Source organism: Vitiosangium sp. GDMCC 1.1324 (assembly GCF_003044305.1).
Taxonomy (GTDB): domain Bacteria; phylum Myxococcota; class Myxococcia; order Myxococcales; family Myxococcaceae; genus Archangium.
In genome coordinates this window covers 657,047-677,750 of record NZ_PZOX01000002.1, presented here as the reverse complement: position 1 = coordinate 677,750, position 20,704 = coordinate 657,047, and the positions used below count along the sequence as shown (strand labels likewise).

13 protein-coding genes are annotated in these 20,704 nt (G+C 67.8%); 10 read left to right on the top strand and 3 right to left on the bottom strand.

Annotated elements, in window-relative coordinates:
- Positions 1–49: 49 nt before the first annotated feature.
- Together DAT35_RS07210 and DAT35_RS07205 are read left to right on the top strand one after the other, a co-directional pair.
- Positions 50–1,291, top strand: a complete 1,242-nt coding sequence (locus DAT35_RS07210) for an amidohydrolase family protein (RefSeq protein WP_199242831.1) — start codon at positions 50–52, stop codon at positions 1,289–1,291.
- Positions 1,292–1,452: 161 nt separating this feature from the next.
- The gene (locus DAT35_RS07205; RefSeq protein ID WP_108066141.1) at positions 1,453–4,179 is read left to right on the top strand and encodes a beta-L-arabinofuranosidase domain-containing protein; all 2,727 of its coding nucleotides are present in this window, start codon (positions 1,453–1,455) and stop codon (positions 4,177–4,179) included.
- A gap of 12 nt (positions 4,180–4,191) precedes the next feature.
- On the opposite strand, the gene DAT35_RS07200 is transcribed toward DAT35_RS07205, so the two are convergent.
- Positions 4,192–5,961 (bottom strand): family 43 glycosylhydrolase, encoded by a 1,770-nt coding sequence (locus DAT35_RS07200; RefSeq protein WP_233261335.1) that lies wholly within the window; start codon positions 5,959–5,961, stop codon positions 4,192–4,194.
- A 186-nt stretch (positions 5,962–6,147) separates the two neighbouring features.
- Here DAT35_RS07200 and DAT35_RS07195 point away from each other — a divergent pair, with 186 nt between their 5' ends.
- Positions 6,148–6,708 (top strand): hypothetical protein, encoded by a 561-nt coding sequence (locus DAT35_RS07195; RefSeq protein WP_108066140.1) that lies wholly within the window; start codon positions 6,148–6,150, stop codon positions 6,706–6,708.
- Positions 6,709–6,797: 89 nt separating this feature from the next.
- A complete protein-coding gene (locus tag DAT35_RS07190) occupies positions 6,798–8,252 on the top strand; it encodes an ATP-binding protein (RefSeq protein WP_158501586.1) in 1,455 nt (484 codons plus the stop codon).
- Positions 8,253–8,277: 25 nt separating this feature from the next.
- Here the strand turns inward: DAT35_RS07190 and DAT35_RS07185 are convergent, their stop codons facing one another.
- Positions 8,278–10,095 (bottom strand): acyl-CoA dehydrogenase, encoded by a 1,818-nt coding sequence (locus DAT35_RS07185; RefSeq protein WP_108066138.1) that lies wholly within the window; start codon positions 10,093–10,095, stop codon positions 8,278–8,280.
- 158 nt (positions 10,096–10,253) lie between these two features.
- Between DAT35_RS07185 and DAT35_RS07180 the strand changes: the two genes are divergently transcribed.
- Positions 10,254–11,168, top strand: a complete 915-nt coding sequence (locus DAT35_RS07180) for a hypothetical protein (RefSeq protein WP_108066137.1) — start codon at positions 10,254–10,256, stop codon at positions 11,166–11,168.
- Positions 11,169–11,205: 37 nt separating this feature from the next.
- The gene (locus tag DAT35_RS07175) at positions 11,206–12,237 is read left to right on the top strand and encodes a medium chain dehydrogenase/reductase family protein (RefSeq protein WP_108066136.1); all 1,032 of its coding nucleotides are present in this window, start codon (positions 11,206–11,208) and stop codon (positions 12,235–12,237) included.
- 9 nt (positions 12,238–12,246) lie between these two features.
- Here the strand turns inward: DAT35_RS07175 and DAT35_RS07170 are convergent, their stop codons facing one another.
- Positions 12,247–13,593 (bottom strand): serine hydrolase, encoded by a 1,347-nt coding sequence (locus DAT35_RS07170; RefSeq protein ID WP_233261334.1) that lies wholly within the window; start codon positions 13,591–13,593, stop codon positions 12,247–12,249.
- 200 nt (positions 13,594–13,793) lie between these two features.
- Between DAT35_RS07170 and DAT35_RS07165 the strand changes: the two genes are divergently transcribed.
- The 4 genes from DAT35_RS07165 to DAT35_RS07150 all read left to right on the top strand — a co-directional run bounded on the left by DAT35_RS07165 (position 13,794) and on the right by DAT35_RS07150 (position 20,534).
- Positions 13,794–15,011: a GAF domain-containing sensor histidine kinase gene (locus tag DAT35_RS07165; RefSeq protein ID WP_108066135.1), complete on the top strand. Its 1,218-nt coding sequence runs from the start codon at positions 13,794–13,796 to the stop codon at positions 15,009–15,011.
- Positions 15,012–15,040: 29 nt separating this feature from the next.
- The gene (locus DAT35_RS07160; RefSeq protein WP_108066134.1) at positions 15,041–16,561 is read left to right on the top strand and encodes a long-chain fatty acid--CoA ligase; all 1,521 of its coding nucleotides are present in this window, start codon (positions 15,041–15,043) and stop codon (positions 16,559–16,561) included.
- Between the two features lie 125 nt (positions 16,562–16,686).
- The gene (locus tag DAT35_RS07155) at positions 16,687–19,818 is read left to right on the top strand and encodes a TonB-dependent receptor (RefSeq protein ID WP_108066133.1); all 3,132 of its coding nucleotides are present in this window, start codon (positions 16,687–16,689) and stop codon (positions 19,816–19,818) included.
- 32 nt (positions 19,819–19,850) lie between these two features.
- Entirely contained in the window at positions 19,851–20,534 is a 684-nt protein-coding gene (locus tag DAT35_RS07150; protein ID WP_108066132.1) for a hypothetical protein, read from the top strand.
- Positions 20,535–20,704 lie beyond the last annotated feature (170 nt).

Here is a 20,704-nt window from a genome sequence, read left to right as displayed (position 1 = left end):
GCGCCACCTGCTCGCTCTTCTCGTCGCGCTGCTCTGTGCCGTGCCTCCCATGGCATCCGCCCAGACTCCTGCACCGGCTCCCACGACCTCGTTCCTCCTGCGCCCCGCCCGCGTCTTCGATGGCGTCTCCGCGAAGCTCCAGGAGGGCTGGGTCGTGCTCGTCCGCGGAGACCGCATCGCCGCCGCCGGGCCCGCCGCCCAGGTGAAGGCCCCGGCCGACGCCGAGGTCATCGACCTGCCCGACACCACCCTCCTTCCCGGTCTCATCGAGGGGCATTCGCACCTGCTACTCCACCCCTACAACGAGACCTCCTGGAATGATCAGGTGCTCCGCGAGCCGCTCGCGCTCCGGGTCGCCCGCGCCACCAACCACGCCCGTGACACGCTGCTCGCTGGCTTCACCACCGTGAGAGATCTCGGCACCGAGGGCGCCGCCGACGCCGATGTGGGGCTCAAGCAGGCCATCCAGCAGGGCATCATCCCCGGGCCGCGCGTGCTCGCCACCACCCGCGCCATCGTCGCCACCGGCTCCTATGCCCCCAAGGGTTTCGCCCCCGAGTGGGAGGTCCCCCAGGGCGCCGAGGAGGCCGATGGTGTCGATGCGCTCATCCGCGTCGTCCGCGGCCAGATGGGCAAGGGCGCGGATTGGATCAAGGTCTACGGCGATTACCGCTGGGGGCCCAAGGGCGAGGCGCTCCCCACCTTCTCCCTCGAGGAGATGAAGCTCATCGTCCAGACGGCTCGCGATGGTGGCCGCCCCGTCGTGGTCCACACCAGCACCCCCGAGGGCATGCGTCGCGCCGTGCTCGCCGGCGCGGAGACCATCGAGCACGGTGACAATGGCACCCCCGAGGTCTTCAAGCTCATGGCCGAGCGCGGTGTCTTCCTATGCCCCACGCTCGCTGCCGGGGACGCCATCTACCAGTACGGGGGTTGGAAGAAGGGCACCGACCCCGAGCCTCCCGCCATCCAGCAGAAGCGCGCCAGCTTCCGCGCCGCCCTCGCCGCCAACGTCCCCATCTGCAACGGCAGCGACGTGGGAGTCTTCGCCCACGGGGACAATGCCCGCGAGCTGGAGATGCTGGTCGCCTACGGCATGACGCCCGTGCAGGCGCTGAAGGCCGCCACCTCCGTCAATGCCCGCATGCTCCACATGGAGGACCGCATCGGCCAGGTGAAGGAGGGGCTGCTCGCGGACCTCGTGGCCGTGGAGGGGGACCCCACTCGAGACATCTCCTCGCTGCGCCGCGTGCGCTTCGTCATGAAGGGCGGCACCGTTCATCGGCGGTAGATTCGTACCGTGAGCCTTTCTTTCCAAGACCCACGGAGACATCCGCGCTGACTGTCTTGGATTGGCAACACCGGGTGAACCCTGGCTCAGATGAGGAAAAGCTGCTATTCGAGTAATAGCGGCATTCTGTCTTCATTTCCTCCTCCGCCAGGGAATAGCCCATGCGCTCACGTCACCCGTCTGTCCACCCTCCCCGAGCCGGCGCCGGACTGTCCCGGCGCGGCTTCCTGCGCACGGCCGGTGCCCTCACGGGTATCGCCGCCAGTGGCGCCTTCACGCGGTTCTTCGCCTCGGCCGAGGCGGCGACCCGGCCGGATGCGGGCGTCACCGTCTCGCCGTTTCCGCTCAACCAGGTGCGCCTGCGCCCCGGCCGGTTCCTGGACAACCAGAACCGGATGCTGAGCTACCTGCGGTTCCTCGACGCGGACCGGCTGCTCTGGACCTGGCGGCGCAACGTCGGGCTCTCCACCGGCTCGGCCCAGCAGGTGGGCGGCTGGGAGAGCCCGGATGGTGCCTTCCGTGGACAGGCCATCGGCCATTTCCTCATCGGACTCCACCAGGCCTGGCTGGCGACCGGCGATACCCAGTACCGCACAAAGGCCGACTACATCGTTGGTGAGCTGGCGAAGATCCAGGACGCCGCCCCGGCCGCCGGGTATCACGCGGGGTACCTCTCCGCCTTCCCGGAGAGCTTCTTCGACCAGCTGGAGGCCGGCCAGGGCTACGTGGGCGTTCCCTGGTACGTGATCCACAAGACCCTGCAAGGGCTCGTGCAGCACCACGTGGCCACCGGCAATGCCCAGGCGCTCACCGTCGCGCTCCGTCTGGCCGAGTGGATTGACTGGCGCACCGCCCGGCTCAGCTATGCCCAGATGCAGCAGGTGCTCCAGACGGAATATGGCGGCATGAACGACGCCCTGGCCCTGCTGTCCCAGGTCACCAATGACAACCGGTGGATGACCGTGGCCCGGCGGTTCGAGCATGCCGTGGTCTTCGACCCGCTCGCCGCCAACCAGGACCGGCTCGCCGGGCTGCATGCCAATACCCAGCTCGGCAAGCTCAACGGTGCGCTGCGCGAGTACTACGCCACCGGCGAGCAGCGCTACCGCACCATCACCGAGAACTTCTGGAACTTCGTCGTCCACGACCACACCTACGTCAACGGCGGCAACAGCAACTACGAGTTCTTCCAGACGCCTCGAGCCATCGCCAGCCAGCTGTCCGACAAGACGTGCGAGACCTGCAACGTCTACAACATGCTCAAGCTCACCCGGGGGCTGTTCTTCCTCGACCCCGGGCGCGCCGAGTACATGGATTATTACGAGCGCGCGCTCTACAACCAGATCCTCGGTCAGCAGGACCCGAACAGCGAGCACGGTTTCGTCTGCTACTCCGTTCCGCTGCGTCCCGGTGCCATCAAGGAATACAGCAACGACTACGACACCTTCTGGTGTTGTGTGAACACCGGATGGGAGAGCCACACCAAGCTCGCGGACTCCATCTACTTCCAGTCCGGCGAGACGCTCTACGTCAACCTCTACATCCCGTCAGACCTCACCTGGACCGGCCGGGGCCTCACGGTGGGGCAGACGACCTCGTTCCCGGTGAGCGACACCATCACGCTCACCATCGGTGGCTCCGGGCACATCGCGCTGAAGCTGCGCATCCCCTCCTGGACGTCGAACGCCCGCATCGCGGTGAATGGTGTCACCCAGAACGTAGCCGCCTCGCCGGGCACCTACGCGACCATTGACCGCACCTGGAGCAACGGGGACACGGTCACGCTCACGTTGCCCATGTCGGTGCGGCTCGAGTCCGCCCCGGACGATGCCTTCCTGGCGGGGATCCTCTATGGCCCGGTGCTGCTCGCCGGCGCCTACGGCACCCGGGACCTGGGCAGCAGTCCCCCGGCGCTCGTGGCGGGCTCGGTGAGCTCGACCGGCACGCCCCTGCGCTTCACCGCCACCGCCGATGGCGCCTCCGTCGACCTGCTGCCGTTCTACGACACCCACCACCAGCGCTACACGGTCTACTGGAGCCTCAACGGGCCGCGCTCGGGCTGGTTCCGGATCCAAAACCTCAACAGTGGCAAGGTGCTCGGCGTGGACCAGATGTCCACCGCGAATAGCGCTCGGGTCGTGCAGTACGCCGACAACGGCACCGCCGACCACCGCTGGCGCCTCGTCCCCGACGGCAGTGGGAACTACAAGATCGTCAATCAGAACAGCGGCAAGTTGCTCGGGGTGGATGGCATGTCCACCGCCGACAGCGCCATCGTGGTGCAGTACGAGGACAATGGCACCGCGGACCACCTGTGGAAGCTCCTCGACAACGGGGATGGCACCGCGCGCATCCAGAACCTCAACAGTGGCAAAGTGCTCGGAGTGGCCGGCATGTCCACCGCCGACAGCGCGCAGGTCGTCCAGTTCGGCGACACCGGCACCGCCGACCACCTCTGGCGGCTGATTCCCGATGGGACCGTCCGCATCCAGAACCGCAACAGCGGCAAGGTGCTCGGCGTGGACGGCATGTCCACGGCCGACAGCGCCATCGTGGTGCAATACGAGGACAACGGCACCGAGGACCATCTGTGGCAGTTCCTGCCCGACGCCTCCGGGTGGTTCCGCATCCGCAATGTCCACAGTGGCAAGGTGCTCGGAGTGGATGGCATGTCCACCGCGGACAGCGCGCAGGTCGTCCAGTTCGGTGACACTGGCACCGCCGACCACCTCTGGCGGTTGCGCTACGGCTCCGATGGCTGGGTGCGCATCGAGAACAAGAACAGCCTCAAGGTGCTCGGCGTGGACCAGATGTCCACCGCGAACAGCGCCCGGGTCGTGCAGTACCGCGACAGCGGCACTGCCGACCATCTCTGGCGCTTCTTGTGAGGCGCGTGCCGCTCAGGGAATCACGATGGACACATCCATGCCCTTGCCATCGTAGGGCGTGGAGCCGCAGCGCGCGTGGGCCCAGTCCCCTCCCATCGCCGTGCAGATGCGGAAGGTGCTGATGTTGGAGATGGGCACATTGATGCCCGGCGTGTCGCAGCGTCCGCTGTAGGTCCACGCGAGGCTGCGATTGACGGAGTTGACGCCGATGCAGGGGCCAATCCAGGCCCCTGTGTCACGCCGCTGGATGTCGATGGAGTACTGGGCGCCCGTCTCCTCCTCGCTCCAGCTCAGGTCCACGAAGGGCGTGGTGCCACCGGGGAGCTCCAGGAAGACGTCGTCGGAGACGCCGTCGTAGGCCTTCTCGACGTGGGGCCCCCAGGTGTTGTTGTTCGAGTAGTAGATGCGGAAGGCAGCGATGTCTCCCTTGTTCACCATGCGGCTGCCCGCGCTGGGGCACACGCCGTTGAAGATGGTCTTGTTCGCGCTCCCGAGGAGGCCAACGGCCATGCACGGCCCGAGCACCGTTCCATCGCGCAGGACGACGTCGAGCGAGTAGCTGTAGCCCGCCAGCTGGGTCCAGCGGATGTTGACCTGGTTGAGCGAGTTCATCGAGCCGTCGGGCTTGAAGGCGATGCGCTGCTTGTAGGTGCTGCGCGAGGTGAAGGTGCCCGCGGGCTCGAAGGCCCCGACGTGGAAGATGTTGAAGTACTCGCCGCGGCGCTCCACCACCACGTTGTGGCCATGGCTCTGGATGAGTGCCCCGGAGGCGTTGCGCATCGCCTGGGAGAGCGGCCGCACCGCGCGTGCCCGGGTGAGCTGGGGGACGGAGTCCGCCATGATGTAGTTCATGGCGTACTGGCTGTTGTACCAGCCGCTGCTGAAGAGCAGGTAGTAGAGGCCGTTGCGCTTGAAGAGCTCGGGAGCCTCGTTGATGCCCTCCTCCCGGCTGGGGAGGCTGTAGAGCGCCGGGCCCGCGTGGTTGTAGACGGTGCCAGGGGCGGCCGTGTTGAACGAGGAGATGTTGTTGCCCCGATCGAACCAGACGTAGAAGAACCAGCGGCCCGTCGTGTCCTCGTAGGTGGCCGAGTCGATGCGGACGGTCCGGTTGCACCCCTCCGGAACACAGGCCGTGCCGGTGGTGCTGCGCGGATAGGTCGTGTTCGGGTTGATGGGCTGGGGCACGCCGAAGCGGAGGTTCAGGTCGGGCGCCGAGGCCGTGAAGGTCGTCACCTCCTGACCCGAGGGCGGGCACGCCGCGCCATTGGGAACGCGGTGGGCCGAGAAGGTGAGCGTGTAGACCCCGTTGGATTTGGTGAGATCCGGCGCCCAGAGCCAGCAGTAGTCGTAGGTTGGATCGACCGCGGAGGGATCGTAGCCGAGCTTGTAGCGGAAGCTCGTGAGGTCATTGCTCTCGTAGATGGGCACCGACGCCCCGTTTCCGGTGCCTGAGAGGAAGAACAGATCGTCGTTCTCCTTGTAGATGTCCGGGTCCGCCATGCCCGGGACGAGCAGCGTGCGCGCATAGAAGTTGGCGCCGCGCGTGGCGCATCCCGGTCCTTCGAAGCCCTCGTCACAGACGCACACCGCACTGCCGGAGCTGTCCTTGCAGACGCCGTGACCGCTGCAGGTGACTCCGGCACAGACGCCCGCGGCCAGCGGTGAGCTCGAAGTCTCGCTGCTCGGGACGGACCCGGGGCTGGCGTCCTCCGCGCCAGCGCACCCGATGACCGCAGCGAGGGCGAGGAGTGGAAGTGAGAGCCGTTGCAACGCTGGACGCATGGTGTCCTCTCGATTGATTCCCTGAATCGGGATTTGGAGGATTTACACCATTTTCAGGTCTAAGCCTGTCAAAACTTCCCGCGCTTGGGAGTCGGTGGACCGCTCGCTCATCGGGCCGCTCCGCAGGCTCCCTCACGCACGTCGATTGGAATCCTCGCGGGGGGGTCCCCATTTAGTACGGGTGTGATGAAACCGAGGTTCCTCGTCATCATGCTGGGCCTGCTCCTGGCGGGTACCCTTTTGGGGACCCTGGGCACCTTCTCACTGCCCATCGGCTCGGGAATCAGCCAGTTCTGGCCCGGCATCATGGTGCAGGTCGTCGGCGGCATCTGGTTTGGCGGTTGGGGGGTGTTGGCGGGTGCCATCTTCCCCATCTTCGTCAACCTGCTCTCCGGGGGCGGCGCGGTGCACGTCCTCGGCTTCATCCCCGCCAACTTCGTCCAGGGGCTCATTCCCGCACTGGCCTTTCGCCACTTCCATATGTCGCCCCGCATCCCGGGGAGGAGGGGGCTGGCCTTCTATGCGCTCTGGGGGGCCGCCGTGCCGAGCGCCATGGGCGCCCTGTTGGGCGTGACGGCGTTGGTGCTCTCTGGAGAGGCGGACTTCCTCCGGGACTTCCCCCGGCTGGCGAGCGTCTGGGCCCTGGCCAACACGTTCTCCTCTCTCCTCTTGGGGGTGCCGACACTCCGGGTGCTCACGCCCTTGTGGGAGGATGCGGATCTGCTGGTCCGTGGCTACTGGCTATGAAAGAGCCGCACCCACTCGCGGACATCCCTCCTCGCGGACGCCCCCCGTCCGCCGCCTGGGGGAGTGTGTTCCGGCGATGGCTGGAGAACATGGCCATCCGGCTCAAGTTGCTCCTCGGGCTATCGCTCGTCGGGCTGCTTCCGCTGATTGCCCTGTCCTCGATGGAGATCGCCCGGCACGGCGGCCAGAATCCCTCGGGAATAAGCCTCCCATCCCTGTTCTTGAGCCTCGAGCTCGTCCTCGCGTTGCTGTGCGTCGGAGGGCTCGCCCAGTTGCTCATCCGGCCCCTGCTGGAGCTTCAGCAATACGCCGAATCCCTCCTGGCGGGGAAGCAGGCTCCCATCGACCTGGAGCGCGGGGATGAGATTGGCCGTCTGGCGCGCTCTTTCGCCCGGCTGCTCGCGGAACGGCAACGCGCGGAGGACTCGCTCCGCGAGAGCGAAGAGCGGTTCCGGATCATCTTCGAGCAGGCCAGTGTCGGCATTGCGCAGGTGGCGCGGGACGGGCGGTTCGCGCTGGTCAACCCGAAGCTGTGCGCCATCCTGGGCTACACCGCCGAGGAGCTCCGGGAGCTGACCTGGGACCGCATCACCTTCCCCGAGGATCTGGCCACCAGTCTGGTCCAGAAGCGGCTGCTGGAGGAGCCCGGAGCGCCCGCCAGGACCTGGGAGAAGCGGTACGTCCGCAAGGATGGAGCCGTCGTCTGGGCCAATCTCTCCTCGGTCGCGATGCGCAACCCGGCCGGCGGCATCGAGTGTTTCATCTCCGTGTTCCAGGACATCACCGAGAACAAGCGGGCCGAGGAGGAACGGGTCCGGCTCTACCAGCAGGCCCAGGAGGCGATCCGGGCCCGGGATGTCTTCCTCGCGGTGGCCTCCCATGAGCTGAAGACCCCGCTGACCTCGCTCCAGCTCTCCCTCCAGCAGGGTCTGCGCGGCCTCCGCCACCAGGAACTCGTCAGCATCCATGGTGGCAAGGCGCTCGCCCAACTGAACCTCGCCGAGACGCAGTCCAGGAGGTTGGGCGCGCTCATCAATGAGCTCCTGGATGTCTCGCGGCTCGCCACCCGCGGGCCCGAGTTGCACCTGGAGCGTGTCGACCTGGAGGATCTCGCGCGCAGGGTGGTGGCCCAGGATGAAGCGAGGGCCGCCCGGTCGGGCTCGAAGCTCGTCCTGGAGACACGCGGGCCCGCGGTGGGGCGATGGGACGCGTCACGCTTGGAGCAGGTCCTCCTCAACCTCCTGTCCAACGCCATCAAGTTCGGCGAAGGCAAGCCCATCGAGGTGAAGGTGGATTGTGACGAGGAGCGGGCGAAGCTGGAGGTGAGTGACCAGGGCATCGGCATCTCTCCCGAGGCCCTGACCCGCATCTTCGAGCGGTTTGAACGGGCCGTGCCGGAAAGGCACTACGGAGGGCTCGGCCTGGGGCTGTGGATCGCTCGGCAGATCGTCCTGGCCCACGGCGGAACCCTCTGGGTGGAGAGCGCCGTGGGGAAGGGCTCGACCTTTCATTTGCAGCTCCCCAGGGCCGGTCCGCCGGTGTGATGCGCCCGGAGGACGCCCCGAGGGCTTAGAAGGACTCTTCGGGCACCTCCATCAAGTCCAACGTGCTCTGCTCCACCATGCGCGCGGCATGGGCCAGTCCCGGCAGCACCTCGTGGCAGAACCAGCGCGCGCTGGCCAGCTTGCCCGCGTAGAAGGCCTTGTCGCCCGGGTTGTCCTTCACCCGCTCCAGCGCCACCACCGCGTGCCGCACCAGCAGCCAGCCGATGATCAGGTCCGCCAGCGCCAGCAGCACCCGGTTGCCCTGAAGACCCACGTGGTAGACGGACTCGCCCAGCTTCCCCATCAGCGTGCCCAGCATCGTCTCCACGTCGGAGAGTCCTTTGCCCAGTGCCGCGCGCTCGGCCTCCAGTTCCTTGCCGCCCGCGTCCGACTCCGCCAGCGCGCGCACCTGCCCGAGCAGCCCTTGCAGCGTGGCCCCTCCATCGCGCGCCACCTTGCGCATCAGCAGATCCAACGCCTGGATGTGCGTGGTGCCCTCGTAGAGCGTGTCGATCTTCTGGTCCCGGAGGTACTGCTCCAACGGGTAGTCCTTGAGGTACCCCGAGCCCCCGAAGCACTGCAGCGCCACGCCCAGCAGCTCGTACGCCTTCTCCGAGCAGTAGCCCTTCACCATCGGCAGCAGCAGGTCATTGAGCGAGTCGTACTCGGCGGCCTCCAGCGCGCGGTGCCCGCCCTTGAGCTCCACCTGGTCCTGGATGAAGGCGGTGTAGAGGGCGAGTGCCCGCATGCCCTCGGCGTGCGCCTTGAGCGACATCAGCATCCGCCGCACGTCCGGGTGGTGGAGGATGGTGACGCGCGGGGCCTTGGCGTCACGCGCGTTCATCAGGTCCGCGCCCTGCTTGCGCTCCTTCGCGAACTCCAGCGCGTTGAGGTACGCCGTGGACAGCGTGGCCATGGACTTGATGCCCACCGCCATGCGCGCCTGCTCGATGATGTGGAACATCTGCCGGATGCCGTCGTGTACCTCGCCCAGCAGCAGGCCCCGCGCGGGCTTGCCATCGCCGAAGGTCAGCTCGCACGTCACCGAGCCCTTCAGCCCCATCTTCTCTTCAATCTTCGTGCACACCACGCCGTTGCGCTCGCCCAGCTTCCCGCCCTCTTCCACCCAGAGCTTGGGGACGATGAAGAGCGAGAGGCCCTTGGTGCCCGGGCCCGCGCCCTCGGGCCGCGCGAGCACCATGTGGACGATGTTCTCCGTGTGGTCCGACTCGGCGCTGGTGATGAAGCGTTTGACGCCCTCGATTTCCCAGACGTCACCGCCCACGTGGCGGGCCTTGGTGCGCGCCGCGCCCACGTCGCTGCCCGCGTCCGGCTCGGTGAGCACCATGGTGCCCACCCAGCGCCGCTCCATCATCGCCGGCAGGTAGCGCTTCTTCTGGGAGTCCGTGCCCAGCCGGTCGATGACGCGCGCGAGGATGCCGCCCAGTGTGTAGAAGGCCACCGCCGGGTTGGCGCCCGCAATCAGCTCGAAGGCGGCCCACCCCAGCGAGGGCGGAGCCCCCATGCCCCCCAGGTGTACCGGCAGTTCCAGCTGGCTCATCCCCGAGTCGTGGTAGGCCGCCAGCGCCTTCAGGATGCCCGGGGGCAGCTTCACCGTGCCGTTCTCCAGCCGGGGCGGGTTGTGCTCGGATTCGGCGAAGCTCGGGGACATCTCCTTGAGGCAGACCTCGGCGAACGTCTCCAGCGTCTGCCGCGCCGCCGTCTCGTCGAAGTCCCCGAAGGGCGCCTTGCCCAGCGAGGCCCGGCCGATGTCCAGGAACTCGAAGAGGTTGAAGGACAGGTCGCGCAGGTTGTGCTTGTAGTGGCTGGGCGCGGATGACATTCGGACTCCGGCGGTACGGGTTTGGCGGGTGGAGGTGCAGGCTACTGCGTGTGACGGGCCCGTTCTCCCACGTTTTTCGGGGGGGCTCGCAACCCTGGCCGCCTTGCTGCGACAATCCCAGGACGAAGCACCTGCCGTGCGTCCAGAGAGGGCCTTCCATGAGCATCCGAAGGATTGGTGGCTTCCACCCTTCCGTCCAGACCGCCAGCCTCATCGAGGCCCAGCGGCGCATCCATGCGGTCGAGAAGCATGCCGGCACCGAGGATACGGAGCTGATGACCGAGGAGCAGGCCCTGGAGGCCTTGAATGCCCGGCACCAGGCCGAGCTGGAGGCCCTCGAGGCCGAGCGCGCGCAGCGGGAGCAGCAGGTCGAGGAGCTGCGCTCGAAGCTGATGCTCACCGATGGTTACGAGGCCGCCCCACGGGATGAGCTCGTGGATCTGAAGGGCGGCGCGGCCGGGAAGGAGGCGCTCCCGGGCGCCGGGGCCGGTGGGGACAAGCCGGCCGTCTCGCTCGCGCAGCTGGCCCGGGCCAATGTGTACGAGTCGGTGTCCCGGGCGGAGCGCGCCGCGGCGGAACGGGCCGCGCTGGAGCAGGCCGAGGCGGAGCGGGCCGCACGGGAGCAGGCCGCGGCGGCCTCCGTGGAGGGCGGGGCCGGGGCGGGGGGCGTGGAGGAGAATTGGATGGAGGCGGAGCTCTCCGCGCTCCAGATGGAGGCCGACGCGCTGGACGGGCTCGACGACGCCGAGGAGGCCTACAGCGATCCGGGCGCGGATGCGTTCGTCGCGAGCCTCGATGACATCGCGAACCTGGAGGAGGGTGGGGCGGACTTCGAGGACCCCGACGCGAACGCGTTCGTCGCGAGCCTCGATGACATCGCCCACCTCGCTCCCGAGTCGGCGCCCGAGGCCGTGAGCCCGGGTGGTGCGGAGGCCGCCGCGAGCGAGCCTTCGGTGATCACCGCGGAGGAGGTGGCCGCTCCGGCTCAACAGACCGAGTCACAGAAGGCCGAGGCCTCCTCATCCCTGGCGCTCCCGTTCGACGACGAGGGAGGGCCGGGAGCTCAGGGTTGATGGGCATCGCACCCGGGAGAGGGGGTATGTCAGGGCCATGCGCAAGGTGGTCATCCCCCGTGCCGGCGGTTACGACCGGCTGAAGCTCGAGACGCAGCCCGACCCCACTCCCGCTCCCGAGGAGGTCGTCGTCACCACCGAGGCCATCGGCGTCAACTACGCCGACTGCGTCATCCGCATGGGCCTGTACGCCTCGGCGAAGGAGTACGTGGGCTGGCCCATCACCCCCGGCTTCGAGTTCGCCGGCACCGTGTCCGCGGTGGGCGCCTCCGTCACGGACCTCGCTCCGGGTGCCAGGGTGTTCGGCGTCACGCGCTTCGGGGGTTATTCCACCCACGTCGCCGTGCCCCGGCACCAGGTGTTCCCCGTGCCCGCGCGCTTCGACATGGCCCAGGCCGCCGGGTTTCCCTCCGTCTTCCTCACGGCGTACTACGCGCTCCTCGAGCTGGCCCACCCGCGCCCGGGGAGCACGTTGCTCGTGCACTCGGCCGCGGGCGGGGTAGGAGGGGCGCTGCTGCAACTGGGGCGCATCGCGGGGTGCCGCACCGTGGGCGTGGTGGGCTCCAGCCACAAGGTGGAGGCCGCGCGGGCGCTCGGCGCGGAGGTCGTCATCGACAAGAGCCGCGAGGACCTCTGGCGCGCCGCCGAGCAGGCCTCTCCCCGGGGCTATGACGTGGTGCTCGACGCCAACGGAGTCTCCACGCTGCGCGAGAGCTACCGGCACCTCGCCCGGCCCGGCAAGCTCGTCATCTACGGCTTCCACTCCATGTTGCCGCGCGCGGGAGGACGGCCGAACTGGGTGAAGCTCGCCGTGGACTTCCTGCGCACGCCGCGCTTCGACCCGCTCCAGCTCACCAACGACAACACGAGCGTGCTCGCCTTCAATCTCTCCTACCTCTTCGAGCGGAAGGACGTGCTCGCGGAGGCCATGGGGCGGTTGCTCGGGTGGGTGGACGAGGGCCGCATCACCCCGCTCGCCGTCACGCGCTTCCCGTTTGAGCGCGTGGCCGACGCGCACCGCGCGCTGGAGTCCGGCTCCACCGTGGGCAAGCTCGTGCTGGTGCCTTGAGGGGCGGAGCTACCGCTTCACGAGGCCCCGCTGCTTCAGGGTCTCGTCCACCCGGCGGCCCAGCTCCGCGATGCTCTGCGTGAAGCCGATCGCCGTCACCGTCCCGGGAAAGCCGTTCTCCTCGTCCTCGAAGTCCGCTGTCCCCGCTACTCCCTCGTCGTAGTAGCGGTAGCCCAGGTTCGACAGGAACGCGATGACGTAGTGCCTCGGCTCCTTCCCCGGCAGCGTCCGCACGATTCCCGCGTCGCTCCCGTAGTTCTCCGTCTGCCCCGTCTTGTGCAGGAACTCCACCTCCGCCGCCGCGTTGCACGGCCGCGTGTCCCGCTTGAATGCCGTCGTCCCCACCGTCGCCGTCCCGTCCGCCGCCAGCCACCTCGCCGGCACCGCCGTGGGGATTCCGGGCCTCACGTTCGGGTCTCCACACACCAGCGTCGAGCTCAGTCCCTCCGCGTACCCCTGGTCCGCCAGCAGCTTCTTCAGGAAGCCTCGCGCTGGTTCCGACAGCTCGGCCGCCGTCACCGCTCGGCCCTCCCGCGTCCTCCACAGCACCCCGGGCCCTCCGTTGATGAGCAGGAACAGCTTCGCCGTGTCCAGCGCCGTCATGTGGATGCTCCCCGGCTGCCAGTTCCTCCCCGTCACCGGCGACGTCCCGTTCACCTGCAGCGTCTCCAGTCCGAGCGCCGCGTACTCCGCGTTCAGCCCCTCCATCGCTCCCCGCTCGTGCAGCAGCTTCACCAGCGCCTCCGTCGAGCCGTTGTCCGACTCGACGATCATCGGCTCCAGCCAGCCCCGCAGCGGGCGCTCACCCTTGTCCACCGTGTCCCGTAGGAAGCGGTACGGCGTGTCCAGCGTCAGCTCCCCCCGGTCCACCAGCTTCATCACCCGGTACGCGATGAGAATCTTGAACAGCGACGCCGGGTAGGGCGCCATGAAGCGCAGCGGCGCCTGCTCGCGCCCGGGCGCCAGGTCGTCCCCGGCTGGTGCGTCCGACCAGCCCTTCTTGTCATCCCAGCGGTCCAGGTCCCACTTCGTGAAGCGGACCGTTCGTGCTCCCAGGGTCTCCCCATCGATGGCGACGGCCCGGCCCTTTGGATGGTCTCTCGACACCAGCACGTTCGCCGCTGCCACCGGCCGCCCCTCCGCGTCCAGTTCGATGACCGCGACGTCCACGTTCGGCATGTGCCGGATGCGCTCTCCCCTGTGTCTCCAGTCGCGCACCTGGTCGAAACCCACCTCGCGCACCGCTCGCAGCAGCTCCGTCTCCAGAGCCCTCGAGCGAGTGGGCGAGAGGGTGGGGGAGGCGGCCGTGGCGGCCGTGGCGAGCAGCAGGGCGAGGCAGAGCGGGAGGAGTCGCATCGAGGCTCTCGGAGAGGGAGGGCGACGAAGTACCTCGCGGTCTCTTCCAGCTGCAAGGTGGGCTGTGTCAGGCGTCCAACCATTCGTGCTCCCGTCCCCCTGAACCGCCGCCGGGACGAGACTTTCAGCTGACGTCCGCGCGTTGAGCCAAGCAGGGGTGATGGGTCTGTCTCCGGTCATGTCTCCCCGTTTGTGCTCACATGGTCCGGTCAATCGAATCCGACGTAGAGGCGATTTCACGGCTCGAGGCCGTGCCCACCATCCTTCGTGTCGTGACGGAGACCACGGGCCTGCGCTTCTCCGTCATCGCGCGTGTCACCCGGGAGACCTGGACCGCGTGTGCGGTGCACGATGAGTTCGGTATGGGCGTGAAGCTCGGCGACAACCTCGACGTCGCGACGACGTTGTGCGGCGTGGTCCGCGACTCCCTCAAGCCCCTCATCATCAACCACGCCAGCCAGGATCCGCATTACTGCACGCATCCGACTCCGAAGCATTACGGCTTCGAGAGTTACATCGCGGTGCCGATCTTCTTGAAGAACGGCGAGTACTTCGGGAACCTCTGCGCGTTGGATCCGCGGCCCACGCAGCTCAAGGAGCCGAAGACCGTCGCGATGATGAAGCTCTTCGCCAACCTCATCTCTCTTCAGCTCGACGCGGAGGAACGCCAGAACAAGACCCGCGAGCAGTTGGTGAGCGAACAGGAGGCCGCTGAGCTGCGCGAACAGTTCATCGCCGTGCTCGGCCATGACCTCCGCAATCCGCTCTCTTCCGTGATCATGGGCGCGGAGATGTTGACGCGCAGTCAGCTTCCCGAGCGGGAGCTCAAGATCGTCCGGCGGATCCGCGAGAGCAGCCGGCGGATGTCGAGGCTCGTCGACGGCGTCATGGATTTCGCCCGGGCGAAGCTGGGAGGGGGCATCGCTCTATCGGTCTCGAGAGTCGACGACCTGGCGGTCTCGCTCCGGCACATCGTCTCGGAGCTGGAGAGCGCGCACCCCGAGCGTGTCATCCGGTTCTCCACCGACGAGTGCACGGGGGTCCGCTGTGACCGCGAGCGCATCGGACAGCTGCTGTCGAACCTACTGGCGAATGCGCTCGAGCATGGGGCTGCCGGGACGCCAGTGGAGGTGTCGCTCCGGTGCACGGAGGCCCGTCTGGTGCTGTCCGTGACCAACCGCGGCGAGCCGATCCCTCCCGAGACGATTCCGCTTCTCTTCCGCCCCTATCGGCGTGGGCCCACCGGCCATCCGCGCACCGGACTGGGGCTCGGGCTGTACATCGTGTCGGAGATCGCCAGGGCCCATGGCGGGACGATCGAGGTGTTCTCGTCGGAGGAATCGGGAACGACCTTCACGTTCACCCTGCGTCAGGTGGACCAGGACGAGCGCGATTCACGGATGGTCTGCGCCGGCTGACGAGGTCCGCATTATGATGGTCCTCGTCCATGCCCATCGTCCACGACTGGCTTGCCCGCAGGGCCGCGCTTGCTCCCGAGCGCACCGCCCTCATCGACTCCCTCCGCGGTGACCGCCGCGTCTCCTGGCGCGAGTGGAACGCCTCCGCCAATCGCACTGCCCGGTTGTTGCGGGATGTCCTCGGAGTCCGCCGCGGTGACCGCGTCGCCGTGCTCGCGATGAACTGCACCGAGTTCCTCGACCTGGTCTTCGCCTGCGGCAAGCTCGGAGCCATCCTCCAGCCCCTCAACTGGCGCCTGAGCCCCACCGAGCTCTCCGCCCTCCTTGCCGACGCCGAGCCCGCCGTCCTCGTCCATGGCTCCGACTTCCAGTCCCAGGTCCAGGCCGTCCGCCCGCTCGCTCGCGCGGTGCGGCACTTCGTCCACCTGGAGGACTCGTCCACTCATGAGCCTGGGGACATTCCGTTCAGCCACCGGGATTCCCTCTCGGACGCGCCGCTGCCCCCCGTGGATGTCGAGCCCGAGGACCCGTGGGTGCTCTGCTACACCGGAGGCAGCACCGGCATCCCCAAGGCCGCCATCCTCACGCACCGCTCCATCACCGCGAACGCCGCCAACACCGTCGTGAGCTGGGGCCTCACCGCCGACGACACCGCGCTCCTCAACGCGCCCCTGTTCCACACCGGAGGCCTCAACGTCTTCACCCTGCCGCTGGTCTACGTGGGCGGCACCAGCGTTGTCGCCCGCTCCTTCTCCATCGATCAGGTCTTCGACCTCATCCACCGCGGCGCCATCAACCTCTTCTTCGGCGTGCCCACCATGTTCATCGAGATGCAGCGCCACCCGCGCTTCGACTCGGTGGACTTCTCCCGCCTCAAGCTCCTCATCAGCGGCGGTGCCCCGTGTCCCCAGCCCGTCTTCGAGCGCTTCTTCGCTCGCGGCGTGGACTTCAAGACGGGCTATGGCCTTACCGAGGCCGGGCCCAACAACTTCTGGCTTCCCCCCGAGGACGCCCGCCGCAAGCCCGGGTGTGTCGGCGTGCCCCTGTTCCACGTGGAGGCCCGCATCGAGGGTGATGTCGAGGAGGGCGAGCTGCTGCTGCGCGGGCCCCACCTGTGCGCCGGCTACTGGCGCCGCCCCGAGGAGACGGCGAAGACCTTCGCGGGCGGCTGGCTCCACACCGGAGACCTCGCCCGGCGCGACGCGGAGGGGTACTTCACCATCGTCGGCCGCAGCAAGGACCTCATCATCTCCGGCGGAGAGAACATCTACCCTTCCGAGGTGGAGAACGTGCTCGCCGCGCACCCCGAGGTCGCCGAGGTGTGTGTGATTGGCGTGCCGGACCCCAAGTGGGGCGAGGTGCCCCGGGCCCTCGTGGTGGGCCGCCCCGGCGCGGACCTCACCGAGGCGAAGCTGCTCGAGTTCTGCCAGGGCCGGCTCGCCCGCTACAAGCAGCCGCGCTCCGTGCGGTTCCTCGAGGCCCTGGTGCGCACCAGTGCTGGCAAGGTGGACCGGCGTTCGCTCACGGCCAGTCACGGCACACCGGGTTGAGGCGGGAGCAGGACGTCGGCGGGTCAACCTCCCGGTCTGCCGTGGGGGCGATGGATGCCCGGGCCCTGAATGGCGCTTACTGAGGCTCTTCCGTCACGAACCTCTCCCCAGGGGAGGAAGAGCCCATGCACGGTTCCCATCAGGCCGTCACTGTTGTTTCGCGGAGCCTGGTGCTGGTCTCCTGTCTGATGGGAAGCGTGGCCCTGGCCCAGGGCGCTTCGGTGCTGTTCGGCACCATCATCGACGCCTCGACGAAGCAGCCGGTCCCGGACGTGGTGGTGACTGCCCGTTCCCCCAATCTCCAAGGGGAGAAGGTGGCCGTCACCGACGAAGCCGGCCAGTACCGCATCCCGCAGCTGCCCTCTGGTGTGTACACGCTGACGTTCGACAAGGAGGCGTACCGGCCCTTCTCGCGCGACGGAATCACCCTCCGGCAGGGCTATGCGGTGCGGGTGAACGTGGAGCTGCTCCCCGAGTCGGCCTTGACCGAGGAGATTGTCGTAGTGGGGCACCCCCCCACCATCGACGTGGGCTCCACCACCACCGGACTGAACATCGACGAGGAGCTCATCCGCGACGTCGTCGTCATCGCGCCCGGCGGCAAGAACGCCGCGGAGCGCTCCTTCGAGTCATTGGTGGAGCTGGCGCCCGGTGCGCGCAGGGACTTCTACGGCACCTCCCTCAACGGTGCCACCTCCCCGGAGAACCAGTACCTCATCGATGGCGTCTCGGTGAACGATCCCAGCACCGGGGTCAACGGCACACCGCTGAGCGTCGAGTTCGTCCAGGAAGTGAATGTCCTCACCAGCGGCTACCTGCCCGAGTACGGCCGCACCACGGGAGGCGTGGTCGAGGTGGTGACGAAGTCCGGCTCCAATGAATTGCACGGCTCGGTCTTCGGCAACTTCGCGCCGGGGGCGCTCGCCGCCCAGGGCAAGGAGATCCAGGCGCAGGTGGGCACCATCTCCGGCCGGAGCGACCTGTGGAACCTGGGGGACTTCGGCGCCGAGTTGGGAGGTCCCCTCCTGCGGGACAAGCTCTGGTTCTACATGGGCATCGCGCCCGCGTTCACCCGGTACCAGCTCGAACGCAACCTCCACGTGCGGGTGCTCGACGAGAGCGGGAGACCGGTGGTGGACGAGGACGGCTTCATCCAGACGCAGCGCATCGAGGGGACGCAGCAGCACTTCTTCGCGGATCAACGCAGCCTCCAATACATCGGCAAGCTCACGTACCAGGTGAGCCAGAACCACACCGTGGTGCTCTCGGTGGTGGGCACTCCCAGCACCTCGGGCGGCCCGGGGCGCTTCTCCCTGCTCACGGACATCGGTTCTCCGGAAGTGGTGGTCATCCAGGGCGCGCCCGAGGCCCTGAGCACCCAGCGCCCCAGGAACGGTCTGGACCTGGGGCTCAAGGGCTCCTCCTCGTTCTTCGACAAACACCTGCTCCTGGACGCCACGCTGGGTTGGCACCACCAGGGCAGCGCCGTGCGGGCCTCGGATGGCACGCGGGCGGGCAGCAGGGAAGGGCTGTCGGACATCTCCCATGTCAGCTGGCAACGGACGAGGCCGTACGCGCACTCCCTCCTTGATTTCGAGCCGCTGCCGGACCCGTCCGTCTGTGGCGCGACTCCGGAGCAGGCGGCGCGGCTCTGCCCGGTCTTCGACTACCGCACCGGCGGCCCGAGCGTCCTGGAGGAGCGTGAGCTGGACCGGTACCAGGGGAGGCTCATCGGCACGCTACTGGTGAGGGCCGCGGGCCCGCACGTGCTCAAGACGGGCCTGGACGCCGAGTGGATGCGCTACGACCACCTCCGGGCCGTGAGCGGCGGTAGCCTGATGCGCGAGTCGGCGGCAGGTGACTACTTCGAGGACGCCTCCCAGTTCGGCTACCTGAGCGGCCCCGATCAGGCGAACCTGCTCGACTCCTATCGCTCCCTCTCCAGCTCCCAATCCCTCGGCGCCTTCGTTCAGGACAGCTGGAACGTGCACGACCTCGTCACCTTCAACCTGGGCCTGCGTTACGACACCCAGTGGATGTGGGGGGGGGAGCAACTCGCGCTGGTGCTCGCCCACCAGTGGTCACCCCGGCTGGGCTTCATCGTCGACCCCACCCGCTCCGGCCGGGCCCGGTTCTTCGCCAACTACGCGCGCTATTTCGAGAACATCCCGCTGGACCTCATCGACACCGCCTTCCCGAGCCAGCCCCAGGTGCTCTCGCGCAAGAGCGCCGAGGTCTGCCATCCGTTGGATCCCCAGCAACGGGAGGCGTGCTCCTCGGACCGTGCGCGGCTGCCCTACCAGGAAGTGACGTCCCCCCTCGATCCCAGCCGGATGTGGCGGGTGATGGGGGGGAGCAGCCGCCTCGTGGACCCGGACCTCCAGCCTCAATCCACCGATGAGTGGGTGGTTGGTGGGGAGTACGAGCTCTTCGCCCACCTCCGCCTCGGCCTCACCTATACGCGGCGCTCCCTCCACCAGGTCGTAGAGGACATGAGCCGGGACGGGGCGAGGACGTTCTTCATCGGCAATCCGGGATATGGCCTGGGGCAGGATTTCCCGAAGGCCACGCGGACCTACGACGCGGGAACCGTCTTCCTCCAGCGGACCTTCGCCGAGCACTGGCTGCTCCAGGTGAGCTACACGCTCTCCTCCCTGCGCGGCAACTACGAGGGCCTGTTCCGCAGCGAGACCGGTCGGCTAAGTCCGAACCACACCACCGACTTCGACGTGCCTTCGCTGACCATCAACCGCGAGGGCCCGCTGCCCGCGGATCGCACGCACCTGATTCGAACGTTTGCCGCCTGGGAGCTCGTGCTCGAACCGGACCTGAGCCTCCAGCTCGGCCTCTCCTATGTCGGCGCCTCGGGGACGCCCTATAACTATCTGGGGGCGGACGAGGTGTATGGTCGGCGCGAGCTCTTCATCCTTCCACGCGGCTCCGCCGGACGCCTGCCCTGGGCTCACCGCATCGATACCCGCCTGGCCGTCACCTACAAGCTGACGAAGAACCTGACCGCCTCGGTCGGTGTGGACGTGTTCAACCTCTTCAACTTCCAGGCGGCCACCGCCTACGACCAGGAGTACACGTTCGTGGTGGTCGTCCCCATCCAGAACGGGACGCCCGAGGATCTGCCGGAGCTGCGGCGCCCGAATGGCGAGCCGCTCGGGCCTGAAGCACTCAACAAGAATTTTGGCAAGCCCATCACCTACCAATTGCCACGCTCCTTCCGATTCGCCGCCCGGCTGTCCTTCTAGCGGGACGAGGGGCTGACAGGAGAAGAGCGCGCATGCGCCGACACCTGCTGGGTTCGATGACGGCCGCCGCCCTCGTCGCGTCCTGTGACACACGGCAGCCCTCCCTGGACTGCCCCATCCAGGGCCTCGAGTGGGTGGTCACCTACAAACCCGTGGGTACGAACACCTGCCCCGGGCTCCCGGGTGAGCCGCTCGGCATCCAGAGGTATCCCCAGCCCTCGGGAGAGCCACTCCTCGCCCTCAAACCCCGGACGCTCAATGCCATGGATCCCACGGATGAGCGGGATCCCTCCCACCCGCCGTACGCGCTCGGCGCGCTGCCGACGCAGGCGGATGCGGACGGCTTCTGTACCGTCTCCTCCCTCTCGGTCGCGGAGAAGCACGTGCCGAAGGACCCGAAGCAGTTGCTTCCCGCCGATGCCGTCTATCATTGGAGCAACGTCCGGCTCGTGGTGCTGCCGGAGGTGCCGGGGACGCAATTGATCGCGGACCTGGAGTACACGGCGGATGGGTGCACCGCCCGGTACGAGGCCTGGGCGATGATGCCCGGGAACATCCCCTGTGCGAGCAGGGACTCACCCCAAGAGCCAGACGACAACCTCTGCCAGCAATCCGCGAGCATCCCCCGCAGCTTCGCCGTCACCTGCGATCCCAGCCTGCTGCGCTGCGTCCCGGCGCAGCGCCCACCGTCCTTGCGGAGCGCCCCCGCGCCATAGCAGCCCTCTGCCCACCCGGGAGAACAAGAGCCAGCGCGCCATTTCCCTTTTCCTCTCTTGAAAGAGGATGCGGCCCGTAGACACCTTCAAGGCGAAATCTCACAGGAGATGAGCCATGCAGGTACTCACCCATTTCTCTCTCGACCTGGGCTCGCGAAAAGGCGGGAGCG